16 protein-coding genes are annotated in these 16,704 nt (G+C 70.0%); 11 read left to right on the forward strand and 5 right to left on the reverse strand.

Annotated features, from left to right (window positions below):
- The first annotated feature begins 210 nt into the window (after positions 1–210).
- The gene (gene aceE, locus AC5P09_RS22015) at positions 211–2,943 is read left to right on the forward strand and encodes a pyruvate dehydrogenase (acetyl-transferring), homodimeric type (RefSeq protein ID WP_493875544.1); all 2,733 of its coding nucleotides are present in this window, start codon (positions 211–213) and stop codon (positions 2,941–2,943) included.
- Positions 2,944–3,026: 83 nt separating this feature from the next.
- Positions 3,027–3,764 (forward strand): potassium channel family protein, encoded by a 738-nt coding sequence (locus AC5P09_RS22020; protein WP_493875545.1) that lies wholly within the window; start codon positions 3,027–3,029, stop codon positions 3,762–3,764.
- Between the two features lie 136 nt (positions 3,765–3,900).
- Here the strand turns inward: AC5P09_RS22020 and AC5P09_RS22025 are convergent, their stop codons facing one another.
- Together AC5P09_RS22025 and AC5P09_RS22030 are read right to left on the reverse strand one after the other, a co-directional pair.
- Positions 3,901–4,209 (reverse strand): small hydrophobic protein, encoded by a 309-nt coding sequence (locus AC5P09_RS22025; protein WP_493875546.1) that lies wholly within the window; start codon positions 4,207–4,209, stop codon positions 3,901–3,903.
- Between the two features lie 372 nt (positions 4,210–4,581).
- Entirely contained in the window at positions 4,582–6,201 is a 1,620-nt protein-coding gene (locus AC5P09_RS22030; RefSeq protein WP_493875547.1) for an MFS transporter, read from the reverse strand.
- 96 nt (positions 6,202–6,297) lie between these two features.
- Here AC5P09_RS22030 and AC5P09_RS22035 point away from each other — a divergent pair, with 96 nt between their 5' ends.
- The 3 genes from AC5P09_RS22035 (at position 6,298) to AC5P09_RS22045 (ending at position 9,178) form a co-directional block, all read left to right on the forward strand.
- Complete coding sequence (locus AC5P09_RS22035) at positions 6,298–6,939, forward strand: TetR family transcriptional regulator (RefSeq protein ID WP_493875548.1); 642 nt, start codon at positions 6,298–6,300, stop codon at positions 6,937–6,939.
- Positions 6,940–7,039: 100 nt separating this feature from the next.
- Positions 7,040–8,260: an alpha/beta hydrolase gene (locus tag AC5P09_RS22040; protein WP_493875549.1), complete on the forward strand. Its 1,221-nt coding sequence runs from the start codon at positions 7,040–7,042 to the stop codon at positions 8,258–8,260.
- A gap of 57 nt (positions 8,261–8,317) precedes the next feature.
- Entirely contained in the window at positions 8,318–9,178 is an 861-nt protein-coding gene (locus AC5P09_RS22045; RefSeq protein ID WP_266448575.1) for a DUF4429 domain-containing protein, read from the forward strand.
- 26 nt (positions 9,179–9,204) lie between these two features.
- Here AC5P09_RS22045 and AC5P09_RS22050 read toward each other — a convergent pair whose 3' ends face one another.
- On the reverse strand, positions 9,205–10,221 hold the full coding sequence (locus tag AC5P09_RS22050) for an aldo/keto reductase (RefSeq protein ID WP_493875550.1): 1,017 nt from the start codon (positions 10,219–10,221) through the stop codon (positions 9,205–9,207).
- Complete coding sequence (locus AC5P09_RS22055) at positions 10,221–10,685, reverse strand: MerR family transcriptional regulator (protein WP_493875551.1); 465 nt, start codon at positions 10,683–10,685, stop codon at positions 10,221–10,223. Before AC5P09_RS22055 ends, AC5P09_RS22050 begins: the two co-directional genes overlap by 1 nt.
- Before the next feature lie 97 nt (positions 10,686–10,782).
- Here AC5P09_RS22055 and AC5P09_RS22060 point away from each other — a divergent pair, with 97 nt between their 5' ends.
- Both AC5P09_RS22060 and AC5P09_RS22065 read left to right on the forward strand, forming a co-directional pair.
- On the forward strand, positions 10,783–11,256 hold the full coding sequence (locus AC5P09_RS22060) for a GNAT family N-acetyltransferase (RefSeq protein WP_493875552.1): 474 nt from the start codon (positions 10,783–10,785) through the stop codon (positions 11,254–11,256).
- A 19-nt stretch (positions 11,257–11,275) separates the two neighbouring features.
- Positions 11,276–12,097: a serine hydrolase domain-containing protein gene (locus tag AC5P09_RS22065; RefSeq protein ID WP_493875553.1), complete on the forward strand. Its 822-nt coding sequence runs from the start codon at positions 11,276–11,278 to the stop codon at positions 12,095–12,097.
- Positions 12,098–12,298: 201 nt separating this feature from the next.
- Here the strand turns inward: AC5P09_RS22065 and AC5P09_RS22070 are convergent, their stop codons facing one another.
- Positions 12,299–12,952, reverse strand: a complete 654-nt coding sequence (locus AC5P09_RS22070; RefSeq protein ID WP_493875582.1) for a pirin family protein — start codon at positions 12,950–12,952, stop codon at positions 12,299–12,301.
- A gap of 72 nt (positions 12,953–13,024) precedes the next feature.
- Between AC5P09_RS22070 and AC5P09_RS22075 the strand changes: the two genes are divergently transcribed.
- From AC5P09_RS22075 to AC5P09_RS22090, 4 genes are all read left to right on the forward strand, one after another.
- The gene (locus AC5P09_RS22075) at positions 13,025–14,230 is read left to right on the forward strand and encodes a PucR family transcriptional regulator (protein ID WP_266440056.1); all 1,206 of its coding nucleotides are present in this window, start codon (positions 13,025–13,027) and stop codon (positions 14,228–14,230) included.
- 89 nt (positions 14,231–14,319) lie between these two features.
- Positions 14,320–15,291, forward strand: a complete 972-nt coding sequence (locus tag AC5P09_RS22080) for an ACP S-malonyltransferase (RefSeq protein WP_493875554.1) — start codon at positions 14,320–14,322, stop codon at positions 15,289–15,291.
- Positions 15,292–15,309: 18 nt separating this feature from the next.
- The gene (locus AC5P09_RS22085; protein ID WP_307674527.1) at positions 15,310–16,308 is read left to right on the forward strand and encodes a ketoacyl-ACP synthase III; all 999 of its coding nucleotides are present in this window, start codon (positions 15,310–15,312) and stop codon (positions 16,306–16,308) included.
- Between the two features lie 102 nt (positions 16,309–16,410).
- On the forward strand, positions 16,411–16,659 hold the full coding sequence (locus AC5P09_RS22090) for an acyl carrier protein (RefSeq protein WP_030796760.1): 249 nt from the start codon (positions 16,411–16,413) through the stop codon (positions 16,657–16,659).
- Positions 16,660–16,704: the final 45 nt, after the last annotated feature.

A 16,704-nucleotide genomic window follows, 5' to 3' on the forward strand; every position in this document is an offset into this window, starting at 1 on the left:
CCCCAGTCCGAGGTGATGCAGCCCACACCCATGTGCCCTGTTTGTACGTTTGGGAACCCCACTTGGGGGCGTCCGTGCGCACCAGGCTCTGATTACCTCACAGTAGAGATGACGTTTGCGACGCCGAGGTACACGATGGGGAACGGTGCAGGCATACGAAAACCCCGAGGAAACCCTCGCAAAGCAGCCCTCTGACAGGTAAGGAACAGCGTGGCTTCCGGATCCGATCGCAATCCGATCATCATTGGCGGCCTTCCGAGTCAGGTTCCTGACTTCGATCCCGAAGAGACCCAGGAGTGGCTCGACTCCCTCGACGCCGCTGTGGACGAGCGCGGCCGGGAACGGGCCCGCTACCTGATGCTGCGGCTCATCGAGCGCGCCCGCGAGAAGCGCGTGGCCGTGCCGGAGATGCGCAGCACGGACTACGTCAACACCATCCCCACCAGGGCTGAGCCGTTCTTCCCGGGCAACGAGGAGATCGAGCGCCGGATCCTGAACGCGACCCGGTGGAACGCCGCGGTCATGGTCTCGCGCGCCCAGCGGCCCGGCATCGGCGTCGGCGGCCACATCGCCACCTTCGCCTCCTCGGCCTCCCTCTACGACGTCGGCTTCAACCACTTCTTCCGCGGCAAGGACGAGGGCGACGGCGGCGACCAGGTCTTCTTCCAGGGGCATGCCTCCCCGGGCATCTACGCCCGCGCGTTCCTCCTCGACCGCCTCAGCGAGCAGAACCTGGACGCGTTCCGGCAGGAGAAGTCGAAGGCGCCGTACGGCCTGTCCAGCTACCCGCATCCGCGGCTGATGCCGGACTTCTGGGAGTTCCCGACCGTGTCGATGGGCCTCGGCCCGATCGGCGCGATCTACCAGGCCCGGATGAACCGCTATCTCCACGCGCGCGGGATCGCGGACACCTCCAAGTCGCAGGTGTGGGCGTTCCTCGGCGACGGCGAGATGGACGAGCCCGAGTCGCTCGGCCAGCTGTCCATCGCCGCCCGTGAGGGCCTGGACAACCTCACCTTCGTGGTCAACTGCAACCTGCAGCGGCTCGACGGCCCGGTGCGCGGCAACGGCAAGATCATCCAGGAGCTGGAGTCGATCTTCCGGGGCGCCGGCTGGAACGTCATCAAGCTGGTGTGGGACCGGACCTGGGACCCGCTGCTGGCGCAGGACCGCGACGGCGTGCTGGTCAACAAGATGAACACCACGCCGGACGGGCAGTTCCAGACGTACGCCACCGAGACCGGCGCGTACATCCGCGACCACTTCTTCGGCGACGACCACCGGCTGCGCGCGATGGTCGAGGGCATGACCGACGACCAGATCCTGCACCTGGGGCGCGGCGGTCACGACCACCGGAAGATCTTCGCGGCGTACAAGGCGGCCGCGGAGCACAAGGGCCAGCCGACCGTGATCCTCGCCAAGACGATCAAGGGCTGGACGCTGGGGCCGAACTTCGAGGGCCGCAACGCCACGCACCAGATGAAGAAGCTGACGGTCGCCGACCTCAAGGGCTTCCGCGACCGGCTGCACCTGCCGATCTCCGACAAGGAGCTGGAGTCGGGCGCGCCGCCCTACTACCACCCGGGCCGGGACTCGGAGGAGATCCAGTACATGCACGACCGCCGCAACTCGCTCGGCGGTTACGTCCCGACGCGCGTGGTGCGCTCGCAGCCGCTCCCGCTGCCGGACGACAAGACGTACGCGACCGTGAAGAAGGGCTCGGGCCAGCAGTCCATCGCGACGACCATGGCCTTTGTGCGGCTCCTGAAGGACCTCATGCGGGACAAGGAGATCGGCAAGCGGTTCGTGCTGATCGCGCCGGACGAGTACCGCACCTTCGGCATGGACTCCTTCTTCCCGAGCGCGAAGATCTACAACCCGCTCGGCCAGCAGTACGAGGCCGTGGACCGGGACCTGCTCCTCGCGTACAAGGAGTCGCCGACCGGGCAGATGCTGCACGACGGCATCTCCGAGGCGGGCTGCACCGCCTCGCTGATCGCCGCAGGTTCGTCGTACGCCACGCACGGCGAGCCGCTCATCCCGGTGTACGTCTTCTACTCGATGTTCGGTTTCCAGCGCACCGGCGACCAGTTCTGGCAGATGTCCGACCAGCTGGCGCGCGGCTTCGTACTGGGTGCGACCGCGGGCCGTACGACCCTGACCGGTGAGGGCCTCCAGCACGCGGACGGCCACTCGCAGCTGCTCGCCTCGACCAACCCGGGCTGTGTGGCGTACGACCCGGCCTACGGCTTCGAGATCGCGCACATCGTGCAGGACGGGCTGCGCCGGATGTACGGCCCCGACAGTGAGGACGTCTTCTACTACCTCACCGTCTACAACGAGCCGATCCAGCACCCGGCCGAGCCGGCGAACGTGGACACCGAGGGCATCGTCAAGGGCATCCACCGCTTCGCGGAGGGCACTTCGGGGTCGATCCCGGCGCAGATCATGGCGTCCGGTGTCGCGGTGCCGTGGGCGATCGAGGCGCAGAAGATCCTCGCCGAGGAGTGGAACGTGAAGGCCGACGTCTGGTCGGCGACCTCCTGGAACGAGCTGCGGCGCGAGGCCGTGGCCTGCGAGGAGCACAACCTGCTGCACCCCGAGGAGGAGCAGCGGGTGCCGTACGTGACGCGGAAGCTGTCCGGCGCGGAGGGACCGTTCGTGGCCGTGTCCGACTGGATGCGGTCGGTTCCGGACCAGATCGCGCGGTGGGTGCCGGGGACGTACCAGTCGCTGGGCGCCGACGGCTTCGGCTTCGCCGACACCCGTGGGGCGGCGCGTCGCTACTTCCACATCGACGCGCAGTCGATCGTGGTGGGCGTACTGACCGAGCTGGCGAAGGAGGGCAAGGTCGACCGGTCGGCGTTGAAGCAGGCCATCGACCGCTACCAGCTGCTCGACGTGTCGGCGGCGGACCCGGGGGCCGCGGGCGGCGACGCGTAGCGCGACCCGGCAGGACCGATGAGGGCGGTGGGGCTTGAGGCCCCACCGCCCTCATTGCTTCACCACTTCTTTACGATGCGGGCATGAAGGAACCATCGGCGCAGGTGCGTTGGGAGCGGCGGACCCAACGGCCGCTGCTGGCGTTCGCGGTGCTGTTCGCCGTCGCCTATGCCGTGCCCATCGTGGTCAGCCCGGCGAGCCGGTCGCTGACCCTCGCGTGCACGGCGGTCGAGTGGGCGGTGTGGGGGGCCTTCGCCGTCGACTACCTGGTGCGGCTGGCCCTCGCAGAGGACCGCCGGCGGTTCGTACGGACGCACTGGCTGGACCTGTGCGCGGTGGCGCTGCCGCTGATCCAGCCGCTCAGGCTGCTGCGGCTGGTGTCGACGCTGCTGCTGGTGCAGCGGCGGGCGCGGATGGCCTCGCAGATCCGGCTGACGACGTATGTCGCGGGGGCGGTGGTCGGGCTGCTGATGTTCGGCTCGCTGGCCGTGCTGTCGGTGGAGCGGGAGTCGGCGGACGGGAACATCAGGACGCTGGGTGACGCGGTGTGGTGGTCGTTCACGACGATGACGACCGTGGGGTACGGGGACCACGCGCCGGCCACCGGCCTCGGGCGGATGATCGCCGTGGGGCTGATGCTGTCCGGGATCGCGCTGCTGGGTGTGGTGACCGCGAACATCGCCGCGTGGTTCATCGCCCGGTTCGAGAAGGACGACGTGGAGGAGCGGCGGCAGACGGAGGCGATCCGGTTGCTGACCGACGAGGTGCGGGCGTTGCGGGCGGAGGTCGCGGCGTTGCAGGAGACGTCCGTCAAAAGGTGACCGGCGTTGCGCCGCCGGGGTGGGTATCGCGCACCCGCGCTTGCGGGGTGCCGCTGCGCCCACCCGTGCCGCCCCAGCGGCACGACTGCCCGCAGCTCTGCGGGCCGGGCGCAGCGGCTTCCCTCACGCCCCGGGGTCAGAACATGCCCGTGCCCGGGTTTGCCGCTCCGGCGATCCAGATGACCGCCAGGAGCGTGTCGATGGCGCCCAGTACCAGGGCGACCAGGGCCGGGACGGGGCGGGTGCCCGCCCAGCTGCGGCCCATGGCGAGCCAGCCGCAGACGATCGCGACGGGGCCGAGGATGATCCCCAGCACAAAGAATCCGGCGATCGCACAGATGACTCCGATGATTCCGAGCGTCGCGCGATCCGGCCCGCTCCGTGACCACGTCCGGCTACGTGAGCGGGGGTACCTGCGCGTTCCGTGTCCGAAGCCCGCCATCATCAACTCCCTGAACCCCTCGGTTGGTTGGGTTCGTTTCGGGTTCGACGATGCGAGTACCCCCGATGCGGTGCCTAATCCTCCGGCCTTGCGGCGCGCCGCCCCCTCCAGCGGCGCGCCTCAGACCGGTCGCCCCCCGTGTCATGCGGCCTTGTCGGCCGGAGGGCTTGACCCACTTTGAACCCTCCCCCGGCCGAAACAGGGGGATTCCTGACTCACGCGGCTCGGCCGCTCAGCGAACGCCCGAGTCTTATGCGATCAACGCCAGCCGGGTTGGAACCAGCCCGGTTGGCCCAATGTCACCCGCCGCACATGCCGGAGGCAAGGAATCTTTAGCGGAGTCACCCGGATAGGTGAACTCCGCCCGGATCGGGCTCAGATGTGCCCGACGCCCGCTCCCGCCTCGGCGTTCTCGCCACGCTTGGTGAGCATCGCGACCAGGACGGCGAGGACGGCGACCCCGGCGGCGACCAGGGACGCCAGGCTCATGCCAGAGACGAAGGTGTCGTGCGCGACGTCGGTGATCTTCGCGGCGATCGCCTCCGGCGTGCCCGGCGCGACCGGTGCCGCGCCGACCTGGACCGCCTCCTTGGCCTGGTCCAGCTGGGTCGGCGCGAGGTCCGGGAGTCCCGCGTCCTTCCAGTTGCCCGCGAGGTCGCTGTCCACCTTGGAGGCCATCACGGCGCCCAGGACGGCCGTACCGAGGCTGCCGCCGATCTGCATCGCGGCCTGCTGGAGTCCGCCGGCGACACCGGAGAGCTCCATCGGGGCGTTGCCGACGATGACCTCGGTGGCGCCGACCATGACGGGCGCGAGGCCGAAGCCCAGCAGGGCGAACCAGAGCGACATGAGGCCGCTGTCGGTGCCCGCGTCCAGGGTGGACATCCCGAACATGGCGATGGCGACGGCGGCCATGCCTCCGGCCAGCGGGACGCGCGGGCCCAGCTTGGTGATCATCGCGCCCGCGAGCGGGGAGCCCACGATCATCATCCCGGTGAGCGGGAGGAGGTGCAGACCGGCGTCGATCGGACCCATACCGTGCACGTTCTGCAGATAGAAGGTGACGAAGAACAGGCCGCCCATGAAGGCGATCGCCATGAGGACCATGAGGACGACACCCGCCGACAGCGGGACCGAGCGGAACAGCGCCAGCGGGATCAGCGGCTCCTTGACCTTCGTCTCCCAGAAGGCGAAGAGCGCGAAGCCGACGACGGACGCGAGGAGGAAGGTCCAGGTCGTGCCGGAGCCCCAGCCCCATTCCGGGGCCTTGATGAGCGCCCACACCAGGCAGAACATGGCGGCCGACAGCAGGGCGATGCCCAGGATGTCGAAGGAGCGCGGGGCGTTCTCGGCGCGGTGGTCGAGCAGGATGAACACGCCGAGGGCGACAGCGAGGATGCCGACCGGCACGTTGATGAAGAACACCGACTGCCAGTTGACGTGCTCGACCAGGACGCCGCCGAGGATCGGGCCGCCCGCGGTGGAGGCGCCGATGACCATGCCCCAGATGCCGATGGCCATGTTGAGCTTCTCGGCCGGGAAGGTCGCGCGCAGCAGGCCGAGCGCGGCCGGCATCAGCAGCGCCCCGAACAGGCCCTGCAGGGCCCGGAAGCTGACGACCAGCGCGATACTGTCGGACATTCCGATGGCACCGGAGGCGGCGGCGAAGCCGACCACGCCGATCAGGAAGGTCTGCCGGTGGCCGAAGCGGTCACCGAGCTTGCCCGCGGTGATCAGGGAGACCGCGAGGGCGAGGAAGTAGCCGTTGGTGATCCACTGGACGTCGGCGAAGCTCGCCTTCAGGTCCGACTGGATGGCCGGGTTGGCGATGGCCACGATGGTGCCGTCCAGGGCCACCATCATGACCCCGACCGCGACGGTTATGAGCGTGAACCAGGGGTGGCCGCGCAGCCCGGAGGCAGGCGACCCGCCGGACGGGGCTGATGGTGCCTTGTCCCCCGGCCCCGTCTTGTCGATGGTGGTCTGACTAGTCATGCGTTCGAGGCTAATGACAGCCGCTGACAATTGACAAACCAATTCACAAGTCGGTAACTGTCACGACAGTGATTGTTATTCGCAGGGAGAGACCCCATGGACACCGCGGCACGGCCGGGACTGCGCGAGCGCAAGAGGCAGCGCACCCGTGACGCGCTGATCAGGGCCGCCCTCGAACTGTTCGTCGGCCGGGGGTACGAGCAGACGACCGTCGACGACATCACCGAGGCGGTCGACGTCTCGCAGCGCACCTTCTTCCGCTACTTCGCCAACAAGGAGGAGGCCGCGCTCGCCGTCCAGGAGATGACGCTGGAGCGCTTCGTCGAGTCGGTGCGCCGGCGCCCGGCGCACGAGGCGCCGATGGAGGCGCTGCGGCAGGCGGTCCTGGAGGGCTGGGACACGCTCAACGAGATCGTCGAATCCGTCGTACCCGTGGAGCTGCATCTGCGCATGTCCCGGGTGATCGAGTCGACGCCCGTCCTGCTCGCCGCCCATCTGCGCCGCTCCGCGGAGATCGAGGAGATCATCGCCCGGGTGCTCGCCGAGCGCGAGGGCCTCGACGTGGACACCGACCCGCGCCCCCGGCTGACGGTGGCCGTGTTCAGCGGGGTGATACGGGTGACGGAACGTCAGTGGAGCACCGGCGAGGACTTCAGCCTCGACGCGATCCGCGCCCTGACGGTCACGTACCTCGAACAGGTGGGACCGGCGTTGACCGGAAACTGGCGAACGGCCTGAAGGCGACCGCACTATGCACCGAAGACCCTGTTTTGTCCAAACGTGATTCACGCCACTTGGTTAACGCGAGACCCTCTCGTTCTCCTAGTGTGTCCTTTCAGTGACTTCCTTCGACACCTCCCCGCAACTGAACGTCTGGCGCGCACTGCTCGCGTTGGCCGTGGTGTTCGTGATGCTGGCCACCACCGGCTGGACGGCACTGCGCAGTCAGCCGAGCAGCACCGCGATCCAGGCATCGCTCTCGGACTGGGAGCACGGCCGCATCGCCGGGCGCCGGCTGCCCGACCCGCAGGAGACGACCCCCCACCGTCTCGCCCGGTTCTTCGCCTCACTCACCGCACAGCAGCGCGGCAGCCTCGTGAGGCGCTATCCGCTCGCCGTCGGCAACATGAACGGCGCCCCCGTCGAGCTGCGCTACCGCGCCAACCGCATCGCGCTCGACCAGGCCCGCAAGGTCGAGCTGAAACGCATGCACGACGTACGGCTCACCCCTGACGGGCAGCAGGAGGCCGGCCGGCGCATGCACCGCTATGTCGCGCTGATGACCAAGGGCCGCCACATCCTCGCCTTCGACCCCGACGGCTCGGGCCGGGTCGCCGAGGTCTTCGGCAGCCTGCGCAAGGCGGAACGGGTCTCGGTCGTCGTCCCCGGCGTCGACACCGACCTGCTCACCTTCCAGCGCACCACCCGCCAGTACTCCGCGCCGGTCGGCATGGCCAAGGCCCTGTACCGGGCCGAGCGCGCGGCGAGCCCCTCGACGCGTACGGCCGTCATCGCCTGGGCCGACTACACCGCGCCCAGCGGGCTCGGCATCGACTCGGCCACCGCGATGCGCGCGGCGGACGGGGCGGTCCGGCTGAACGCGCTGGTGCGGGCCCTGCCCGGCGGCGCCCCGGTCTCCCTGTTCTGCCACAGCTACGGCTCGGTGGTGTGCGGCCTCGCTGCGCGGACCCTGCCGGACCGGGTGGCCGACATCGCGGTGGCCGGCAGCCCCGGGATGCGGGTGGCGAACGCGTCCCGCCTGCACACCTCCGCGCATGTGTGGGCGATGCGGGACGCCGACGACTGGGTGCAGGACGTGCCGTACCTGGAGGTCGGAGGGCTCGGCCACGGGGCGGATCCGATGTCCGCCGCGTTCGGCGCGCGCGTGCTGTCCTCGCAGGGCGCGGACGGACACAGCGGCTACTTCGAGCCCGGCACGGAGAGCCTGTCGAACTTCGCCGACATCGGCACTGGCGTATACCGCTCGGTGCACTGTGCGGGAGATACCGAAGCCTGCCGGGCGGGTTTGTCCGGGGCGGCGTCGGCCGGACGCGCGTAGAGAAGGAGAAATCCACGGATGCGCGGGGAGGGGACGAAGGAGCTCGTGCCGCATACGATGAGCCGCATGGGTGACGTACTGGCCGGATTTCATGCCGCCTGGGAGTTCGACTCCGACTCCGTGCTCATCCGCTACGAACGGGGGATTCGAACACCCAAGCTGTTCCAGGCACTCGGGGAACGCCGCATCCCCCTCGACGCGCTCGCCGGGGTGACTCTCACCCCCGGCAAACGCGGGACGGTGGTCCTGCGTGCCCAACCGCGCCCCGGCGCCGATCCGTTGATGGAGGCGGCCGAGGGGCAGCTCAAGGAAGGGTGCGATCCGTACCGGCTGGTGCTGCCGGCCGGCAAGGAGACGCTCGCCGAGTACTACGCCGACGAGTTGCGCGCGCGGCTGAAGCAGGACGACGAGCCGGCCGAAAGGTTTCTGGTGCCGGCTCCCGAAGTGCCGCTGCAGTTCAAGGCGTACGACGGGAAGGCGTCCTTCGACGGCAGGACCGTGCGCTTCCGGTGGTTCTGGACCGGGGCGTCGTCGGCGAAGTGGAAGGCCGGCGACCAGAGTTTCGCGGTGTCCGAGCTGACCGGGGTGGAGTGGCGGTCACCGGAGGTGTTCGAGGGGCATCTGCGGTTGGTACGGCGGGACGCGGGGGCGCCGCCGGCCCAGGCGGACCAGGACCCGGCGGCTGTGGTGTTCGGGTTGGGATACGGGCCGGTGCACGAGTCGTTGCCGTTCGCGGCCGCTGTGCTGGCCGCCGTCCGCGAGCGCGGGCCGGTCGCGGCCGTGGCCACGACGGCCCCCCGCCGCGACCCCGCCGACATCGCCGAGCGCATCCGTCACCTTGGGGAGCTGCATCAGGCCGGGCTGGTGACGGATGAGGAGTTCTCGGTGAAGAAGGCGGAGTTGCTGGCGGAGCTGTAACTACTCGCGGCCTGCGGAAGTCGTAGCTACTCGCGCCCGGCGGAAGTGAACGTCATGTCCGCGTAGCGGTCGCCCGCCACCTTCGCCGCGATGGGCTCCAGGAGCTCCAGCTCACCCTTCGTCAGCTCGAGCCGGGTCGCCGCCGTGTTCTCCTCGATACGGCTGACCTTGCGGGTGCCGGGGATCGGGACGAGCGGGAGGCCGTGCACCGAGGCCTGCTGCTGGACCCACGCCAGGGCGATCTGCCCGAGCGAGGCCCCGTGGGCCTCGGCCACCGTGCGGATCGGGTCCAGCAGGGCCACGTTGGCGGACGCGTTCTCGCCGGTGAAGCGGGGCTGCTGGCGGCGGAAGTCGTCGGCCGTCAGGTCCTTGTCGGCGTTGGCGAAGGAGCCGGTGAGGAAGCCGCGGCCGAGCGGGGAGTACGGCACCAGGGTCACGCCCAGTTCGCGGGCCGTCGGCACCACGTTCGCCTCGATGTCCCGGCTGAACAGCGACCACTCCGACTGCAGGGCGGCGATCGGGTGGACGGACTGCGCGGTGCGCAGCTCGTCGGCCGTGACCTCGCTCAGGCCCAGGTGCTTGATCTTGCCCTCGCGCACCAGCTCCGCCATGGCGGCGACGGTGTCCTCCATCGGCACGTTCACATCGCGCCGGTGCATGTAGTAGAGGTCGATGACGTCGACGTCGAGGCGCTTCAGGCTCGCCTCGACGGCCTGGCGGATGTAGGGCCGGTCGTTGCGGATGACCCGCCGGGTCGGGTCGTCCGGGGGGATGGACAGGGCGAACTTGGTGGCGATCACGACCTCGTCGCGGTGCGCCTTGAAGAACGGGGAGAGGAACTTCTCGTTCTCCCCCGCGCCGTACGCGTCCGCCGTGTCGTACAGGGTGACGCCGAGTTCCAGGGCCCGCTCCAGCGTGGCCCTCGACTCGCCGGCGTCCGTGGGACCGTAGGCGAAGCTCATGCCCATGCAGCCGAGGCCCTGTACACCGACCTCGGGGCCGTCGTCGCCGAGTCGCACCGTGGGGATCTTGCCGTACGTCATCAGGACCTCTCCGACGCCAGGGCCCGCCCGGCGTCCGCGTAGAAATTGATCTTCCGGTCGAGAACCGCGAGCGTGTCCTGGAGTTCGGCGATCCGCGCGAGGACGTCCTCGCGGGTCTCCTTCAGCAGCTCGAAGCGGTCCGTGTACGTGTGGTCGCCCTCGCGGACCAGTTCCGCGTACCGCACCATGTCCGCCACCGGCATACCGGTCAGCCGGAGCTTGCCGACGAGGTCGAGCCAGTCGAGGTCGCGGTTGCAGTAGCGACGCTGGCCGGTGTGCGAGCGGTCGATGTGCGGCATCAGGCCGATGCGCTCGTACCAGCGCAGGGTGTGCGCGGTCAGGCCGGTGATCGCGACCACCTCGCTGATCGTGTAGCTGTCCTGGCCGTCCGGGCGTCGACCGGGTTGATGCTCCGGGGCGGCACAGCTGTCGGTACTGGTACCCGTGGTTTCCATCACCGTCATGGCCTCAACGCTATGACCTTGGAGTGCACTCGAAGCAAGCGGTACCGGTAAGAAATCGGCAGGACGCCGCACAGGTCGGCTGACTAGCGTGCGGGGCATGAGTCTTGTACGCCGTGCCACGACCGAGGACGCGGAGGAAGTTCTGCGTCTGCGCCAGGTGATGATCGATTCGCTGTCCGGGCCGGACGCCGGGGACACGGAGTGGCACGCGGAGGGCCTGCCCGCCCTGCGTGCCCGGCTGTCCGAGCCCGACGGGGACTTCGCGGCCTTCGTCGTCGACCATCCGGAGCGGCCGGGGGCGCTGGCGGCGCTGGTGGTCGGCACCATCGACTACCGGATAGGCAAGGCGGGCAATCCGCGCGGGCTCGCCGGATACGTCTTCAGCGTCGCCACCGACCCGGACGCCCGCCGCCGTGGCTACGCGCGGGCGTGCATGGAGGAACTCCTCGCCTGGTTCCGCGAGCGGGGCGCCGGCCAGGTCCTGCTGACCGCGTCCAAGGAGGCCGAGCCGCTGTACGCCTCCCTCGGCTTCGCCCGCAAGCCGGACCCCGCGATGGGGCTACGGCTCTGAGCGGCTTAGGCTCGACGGCATGTCCTTGCAGAGCCTCGCCTTGATCGAGAACTGGCCGGTTCCCACCGCCTCGGCGGCCGTCGTACGGGCGGACGGAACCCTGCTGGGTACCCACGGTCCGGTCGGGCAGCGCTTCCCGCTGGCCTCGGTCACCAAGCCGCTCGCCGCGTACGCCGCCCTCGTCGCGTACGAGGAGGGGGCGATCGAGCTCGACGAGCCGGCCGGGCCGCCCGGGTCGACGGTCCGTCATCTGCTCGCGCACACCTCGGGCCTGGCCTTCGACGAGCACAAGGTGACGGCCTCGCCCGGGGAGCGGCGGCTGTACTCCAACGCCGGGTTCGAGCAGCTCGGGGACCACATCGCCAAGGCGGCGGAGATCCCGTTCACGGAGTATCTGCGGCAGGCGGTGCTGGAGCCGCTGGGGATGACCTCGACGACGCTGGAGGGTTCTCCGGCCAAGGACGGCGTGTCCACCGTGGACGACCTCGCACGGTTCGCGGCGGAGGTCCAGGCGCCGCGGCTGCTGGATCCCCGTACGGTCGCCGAGGCGATGACGGTGCAGTACCCGGGGACGAAGGGTGTGCTGCCGGGGTACGGCCACCAGAACCCGAACGACTGGGGGCTGGGCTTCGAGATCCGGGACTCCAAGTCCCCGCACTGGACGGGGTCGTCGTCCTCGCTGCGGACCTTCGGGCACTTCGGGCAGTCCGGTACGTTCCTGTGGATCGACCCGGATGCGGGGGTGGCGTGCGTGGCGCTGACCGACCGGGCGTTCGGGCCCTGGGCTGTCGAGGTGTGGCCGGGGTTCACGGACGCGGTGCTGGCGGAGGTGCGGGGCTGAGCTTCTTTCGCCCCCGCCGCCCCTTCCCGTCCCGTCCCCAGGGGGCTCCGCCCCCTGGAACCCCCGCCTTTGCCCACCCACCACCCGACTCGGTCGGTCGAAGGGTGGGCCTTGATCTCGCCTCCTGGCCGACCCAGTCGGGTGGTGGGTGGGCATAGGTCCGGGGGTCTGGGGGCGGAGCCCCCAGCAACGGACCGCCGGTCAACCGGTCAGCTCCCACAGCAGCAGCTCCGCTGCCGTCACTCCCACCGCCTCCAGATCCTTCGCGTCCGTGATGCGCGCCGCGTCGCCCGGGCCCAACTCCTCGCCGTCCAGGGCCACTTCGCCGCGTACGACCTGGACGTACGCGTATGCCCCGTCCGGTACCGCCGTGCGCTCCCCCGCCCCCAGGCGCCGTACGTGGAGCATCGCGCCCGCCTCGGGGACGGCGTACGGGGTGGAGTCCGCGATGCCGTGGACGATGTCGTAGGAGGGGTCGCCGCCGGGCTCCAGTGGGGCCAGCCACATCTGGACGAAGGTCAGGGGGACCGGGCCGTCGTTGCGCTCGACGTGGCGGACGCCTGCCGCCGAGCTGAGGTGCTGGACGTCGCCGGGGCGGACGAGCGTCTCGTGGCCCGTCGAGTCGCGGTGGGTCAGTTCGCCCTCGACGACCCAGGTCACGATCTCGGTGTGGCTGTGCGGGTGCTCGTCGAAGCCGGCGCCGGGGGCGAGCCGCTCCTCGTTGCAGGCGATCAGCGCGCCGAAGCGGAGGTTGTCGGGGTCGTAGTGCGGGCCGAAGGAGAAGGCGTGCAGGGACTGGATTCCGGTCCCCGGGTCACCGCCTCGGTAGCGCTCCGTGGCGCGCCGTACGTCCATCACGGACCCCACCGTAGTCCTCACCGGTACCCGGGCACGCGTACTCCCGTCCGGATAAGGCAGTCTTGTCCCGTGCCCGAACCCGAATCCCACGCCGGCAATGCGGCCGCGCCCGATGTCCACCCGCACCCCGCGACGCTGAAGCGACTGGAGAAGTCGTCCGGGCGTCTCGCCGCGCAGGCCATCCAGCGTATGGACGAGACGCTGCCGTGGTACCGGGCCATGCCCCCGGAGAACCGTTCCTGGATCGGGCTCGTCGCACAGGCCGGTATCGCCGCCTTCACCGAGTGGTTCCGGCACCCGGACGCCCCGCAGGCCATCTCCACCGACGTCTTCGGAACCGCGCCCCGCGAGCTGACCAGGGCGATCACCCTGCGGCAGACCGTCGAGATGGTGCGCACCACGATCGAGGTCATGGAGTCGGCCATCGACGAGGTGGCGGCCCCGGGCGACGAGAACGTGCTGCGCGAGGCCCTGCTCGTGTACGCCCGTGAGATCGCCTTCGCCACCGCCCAGGTGTACGCCCAGGCCGCCGAGGCACGCGGCGCCTGGGACGCGCGCCTGGAGTCGCTCGTCGTGAACGCCGTGCTGAGCGGGGAGGCCGACGAGGGGGCCGTCAGCCGGGCCGCCGCCCTCGGCTGGAACTCGCCCGAGCATGTGTGCGTGGTGCTGGGCAACGCGCCCGACGGTGACAGTGAGTTGACCGTCGAGGCCATCCGGCGGGCCGCCCGGCACGCCAAGCTCCAGGTGCTGACCGGGGTGCTCGGGTCCCGGCTCGTGGTCATCGCCGGCGGCAGCGACAACCCGCTCGCCGTCGCCAAGTCGCTGATCGGGCCGTTCGCCGCCGGGCCGGTGGTGGCGGGGCCCATCGTCCCCGATCTGCAGGCCGCGACCCGGTCCGCGCAGGCCGCCGCGGCCGGCCTGAAGGCGTGTTCTGCCTGGCAGGACGCCCCGCGCCCGGTGCTGGCGGACGATCTGCTTCCGGAGCGCGCGATGGCCGGTGACCCCGCGGCCCGCGACCAGTTGGTGGAGGAGATCTACAGACCGCTGGAGGAGGCCGGCTCGGCGCTCCTGGAGACGCTCGCCGTCTATCTGGAACAGGCGAGCAGCCTCGAAGGCGCCGCCCGGATGCTCTTCGTCCATCCCAACACCGTGCGCTACCGGCTCCGACGTGTGACTGACGTCACCGGCTGGTCGCCCTCCGATGTACGTTCGGCGTTCACGCTGCGCATCGCGCTGATCCTGGGGCGTCTGGCCGACGGGGATCTCCAGCTCTAGTCTTTTGTCGGGGGTCCACAAAACCCCCTCGTGTTCTTCGTCCTTGTCCCCACGGGCGGTCGTGGCCGTCCACAAGAGAGAGTGTGAGAGTGCTCGTACTCGTCGCTCCCGGCCAGGGCGCCCAGACGCCCGGCTTCCTGACCCCCTGGCTCGAACTCCCCGGTGCCGCGGACCGCGTCGCCGCGTGGTCCGACGCCATCGGACTGGACCTCGCCCGTTACGGCACGCACGCCGACGCGGACGAGATCCGGGACACGGCTGTCGCCCAGCCGCTGCTTGTCGCGGCCGGAATCCTGTCGGCCGCGGCACTCGGTACTGCCACATCAGCCGCTGACGCGGCGGGCGCCGCCATCGTGCCCGGCGCCGTCGCGGGCCACAGCGTCGGCGAGATCACCGCCGCCGCGTTCGCGGGTGTGCTCGACGACACCGCGGCGCTGACCCTCGTACGCAAGCGCGGTCTGGCGATGGCCGAGGCCGCCGCCGTCACCGAGACCGGGATGTCGGCGCTGCTCGGCGGCGACCCCGAGGTGAGCGTCGCGCACCTGGAGAAGCTCGGCCTGACCCCGGCGAACGTCAACGGGGCCGGCCAGATCGTGGCCGCGGGCACGCTGGAGCAGCTCGCGGTGCTGAACGAGAACAAGCCCGAGGGCGTCCGCAAGGTCGTCCCGCTCAAGGTGGCCGGCGCCTTCCACACGCACCACATGGCGTCCGCGGTCGACGTGCTGGCGAAGGCCGCCGAGGCCCTGACGCCCGCCGATCCGAAGGTCGCCTACGTCTCGAACAAGGACGGCCAGGCCGTCGCCACGGGCGCGGAGATCGTCGCGCGGCTGGTCGGCCAGGTCGCCAACCCGGTCCGCTGGGACCTGTGCATGGAGACCTTCAAGGCGCTCGGCGTGACCGCGCTGATCGAGGTGTGCCCCGGCGGCACGCTGACCGGCCTCGCCAAGCGCGCGCTGCCGGGTGTGAAGACCCTGGCGCTCAAGACCCCCGACGACCTCGACGCTGCTCGCGAGCTCATCGCCGAGACGGTTACATCTGCCGCTGACGCGGCGGGTGCCTGACAAGGAGCCTGGAGAGCAATGTCGAAGATCAAGCCCAGCAAGGGCGCCCCGTACGCGCGGATCCTCGGTGTGGGCGGCTACCGTCCCACCCGGGTCGTGCCGAACGAGGTGATCCTCGAGACGATCGACTCGTCCGACGAGTGGATCCGCTCGCGCTCCGGCATCGAGACCCGGCACTGGGCGAACGACGAGGAGACCGTCGCCGCCATGTCGATCGAGGCGTCCGGCAAGGCGATCGCCGACGCCGGGATCTCCGCCGAGCAGATCGGCGGCGTGATCGTCTCGACCGTCTCGCACTTCAAGCAGACTCCGGCCGTCGCCACCGAGATCGCCGACAAGCTGGGCACGAACAAGGCCGCCGCCTTCGACATCTCGGCCGGCTGCGCGGGCTTCGGCTACGGCCTCACCCTCGCCAAGGGCATGATCGTCGAGGGCTCGGCGGAGTACGTACTCGTCATCGGCGTGGAGCGGCTCTCCGACCTGACCGACCTGGAGGACCGGGCCACGGCCTTCCTGTTCGGGGACGGCGCGGGCGCGGTCGTGGTGGGTCCCTCGCCGGAGCCCGCGATCGGCCCCACGGTCTGGGGTTCGGAGGGTGACAAGTCCGACACCATCAAGCAGACGGTGGCCTGGACCGAGTACGACAGCTCCAAGGACAAGTTCCCGGCGATCACGCAGGAGGGCCAGGCGGTCTTCCGCTGGGCCGTGTTCGAGATGGCGAAGGTCGCCCAGCAGGCGCTGGACGCGGCCGGGATCAGCCCGGCCGACCTGGACGTTTTCATTCCCCACCAGGCCAACGAGCGGATCATCGACTCGATGGTGAAGACTCTCAAGCTGCCGGAGCACGTCACGGTCGCGCGTGACGTGCGCACCACCGGCAACACCTCGGCCGCCTCGATTCCGCTCGCTATGGAGCGGCTTCTGGCGACCGGCGAGGCGAAGAGCGGCGACACCGCGCTCGTCATCGGTTTCGGGGCGGGTCTCGTGTACGCCGCGACGGTCGTTACCCTCCCCTAGGCACTCCGTGCCGGATCATGCGGTCCGGTGCGGGAAATGCACCACCTGCCGCTCACGCGGCGGGAGCCACACCCTCTGGATCACTACGAAGGAGCGCCTGACATGGCCGCCACTCAGGAAGAGATCGTCGCCGGTCTCGCCGACATCGTGAACGAGATCGCCGGCATCCCGGTTGAGGACGTCCAGCTGGACAAGTCCTTCACCGACGACCTGGACGTCGACTCGCTGTCCATGGTCGAGGTCGTCGTCGCCGCCGAGGAGCGCTTCGACGTCAAGATTCCCGACGAGGACGTCAAGAACCTCAAGACGGTCGGCGACGCGACCGAGTACATCCTCAAGAACCAGGGCTGATCCCAGCCCGGATCCTGGCCCCGCCACCCGGCGGTGGCGCCGCTT

The sequence above is a fragment of the Streptomyces sp. a15 genome (assembly GCF_059026085.1).

Bases quoted from the DNA above. Each gene is read 5' to 3' on its own strand.
- AC5P09_RS22020 (WP_493875545.1), top strand. From the start codon at position 3,027: ATGAAGGAACCATCGGCGCAGGTGCGTTGGGAGCGGCGGACCCAACGG.
- AC5P09_RS22025 (WP_493875546.1), bottom strand. From the start codon at position 4,209: ATGATGGCGGGCTTCGGACACGGAACGCGCAGGTACCCCCGCTCACGT.
- AC5P09_RS22030 (WP_493875547.1), bottom strand. From the start codon at position 6,201: ATGACTAGTCAGACCACCATCGACAAGACGGGGCCGGGGGACAAGGCA.
- AC5P09_RS22035 (WP_493875548.1), top strand. From the start codon at position 6,298: ATGGACACCGCGGCACGGCCGGGACTGCGCGAGCGCAAGAGGCAGCGC.
- AC5P09_RS22045 (WP_266448575.1), top strand. From the start codon at position 8,318: ATGAGCCGCATGGGTGACGTACTGGCCGGATTTCATGCCGCCTGGGAG.
- AC5P09_RS22050 (WP_493875550.1), bottom strand. From the start codon at position 10,221: ATGACGTACGGCAAGATCCCCACGGTGCGACTCGGCGACGACGGCCCC.
- AC5P09_RS22055 (WP_493875551.1), bottom strand. From the start codon at position 10,685: ATGACGGTGATGGAAACCACGGGTACCAGTACCGACAGCTGTGCCGCC.
- AC5P09_RS22060 (WP_493875552.1), top strand. From the start codon at position 10,783: ATGAGTCTTGTACGCCGTGCCACGACCGAGGACGCGGAGGAAGTTCTG.
- AC5P09_RS22065 (WP_493875553.1), top strand. From the start codon at position 11,276: ATGTCCTTGCAGAGCCTCGCCTTGATCGAGAACTGGCCGGTTCCCACC.
- AC5P09_RS22070 (WP_493875582.1), bottom strand. From the start codon at position 12,952: ATGGACGTACGGCGCGCCACGGAGCGCTACCGAGGCGGTGACCCGGGG.
- AC5P09_RS22085 (WP_307674527.1), top strand. From the start codon at position 15,310: ATGTCGAAGATCAAGCCCAGCAAGGGCGCCCCGTACGCGCGGATCCTC.
- AC5P09_RS22090 (WP_030796760.1), top strand. From the start codon at position 16,411: ATGGCCGCCACTCAGGAAGAGATCGTCGCCGGTCTCGCCGACATCGTG.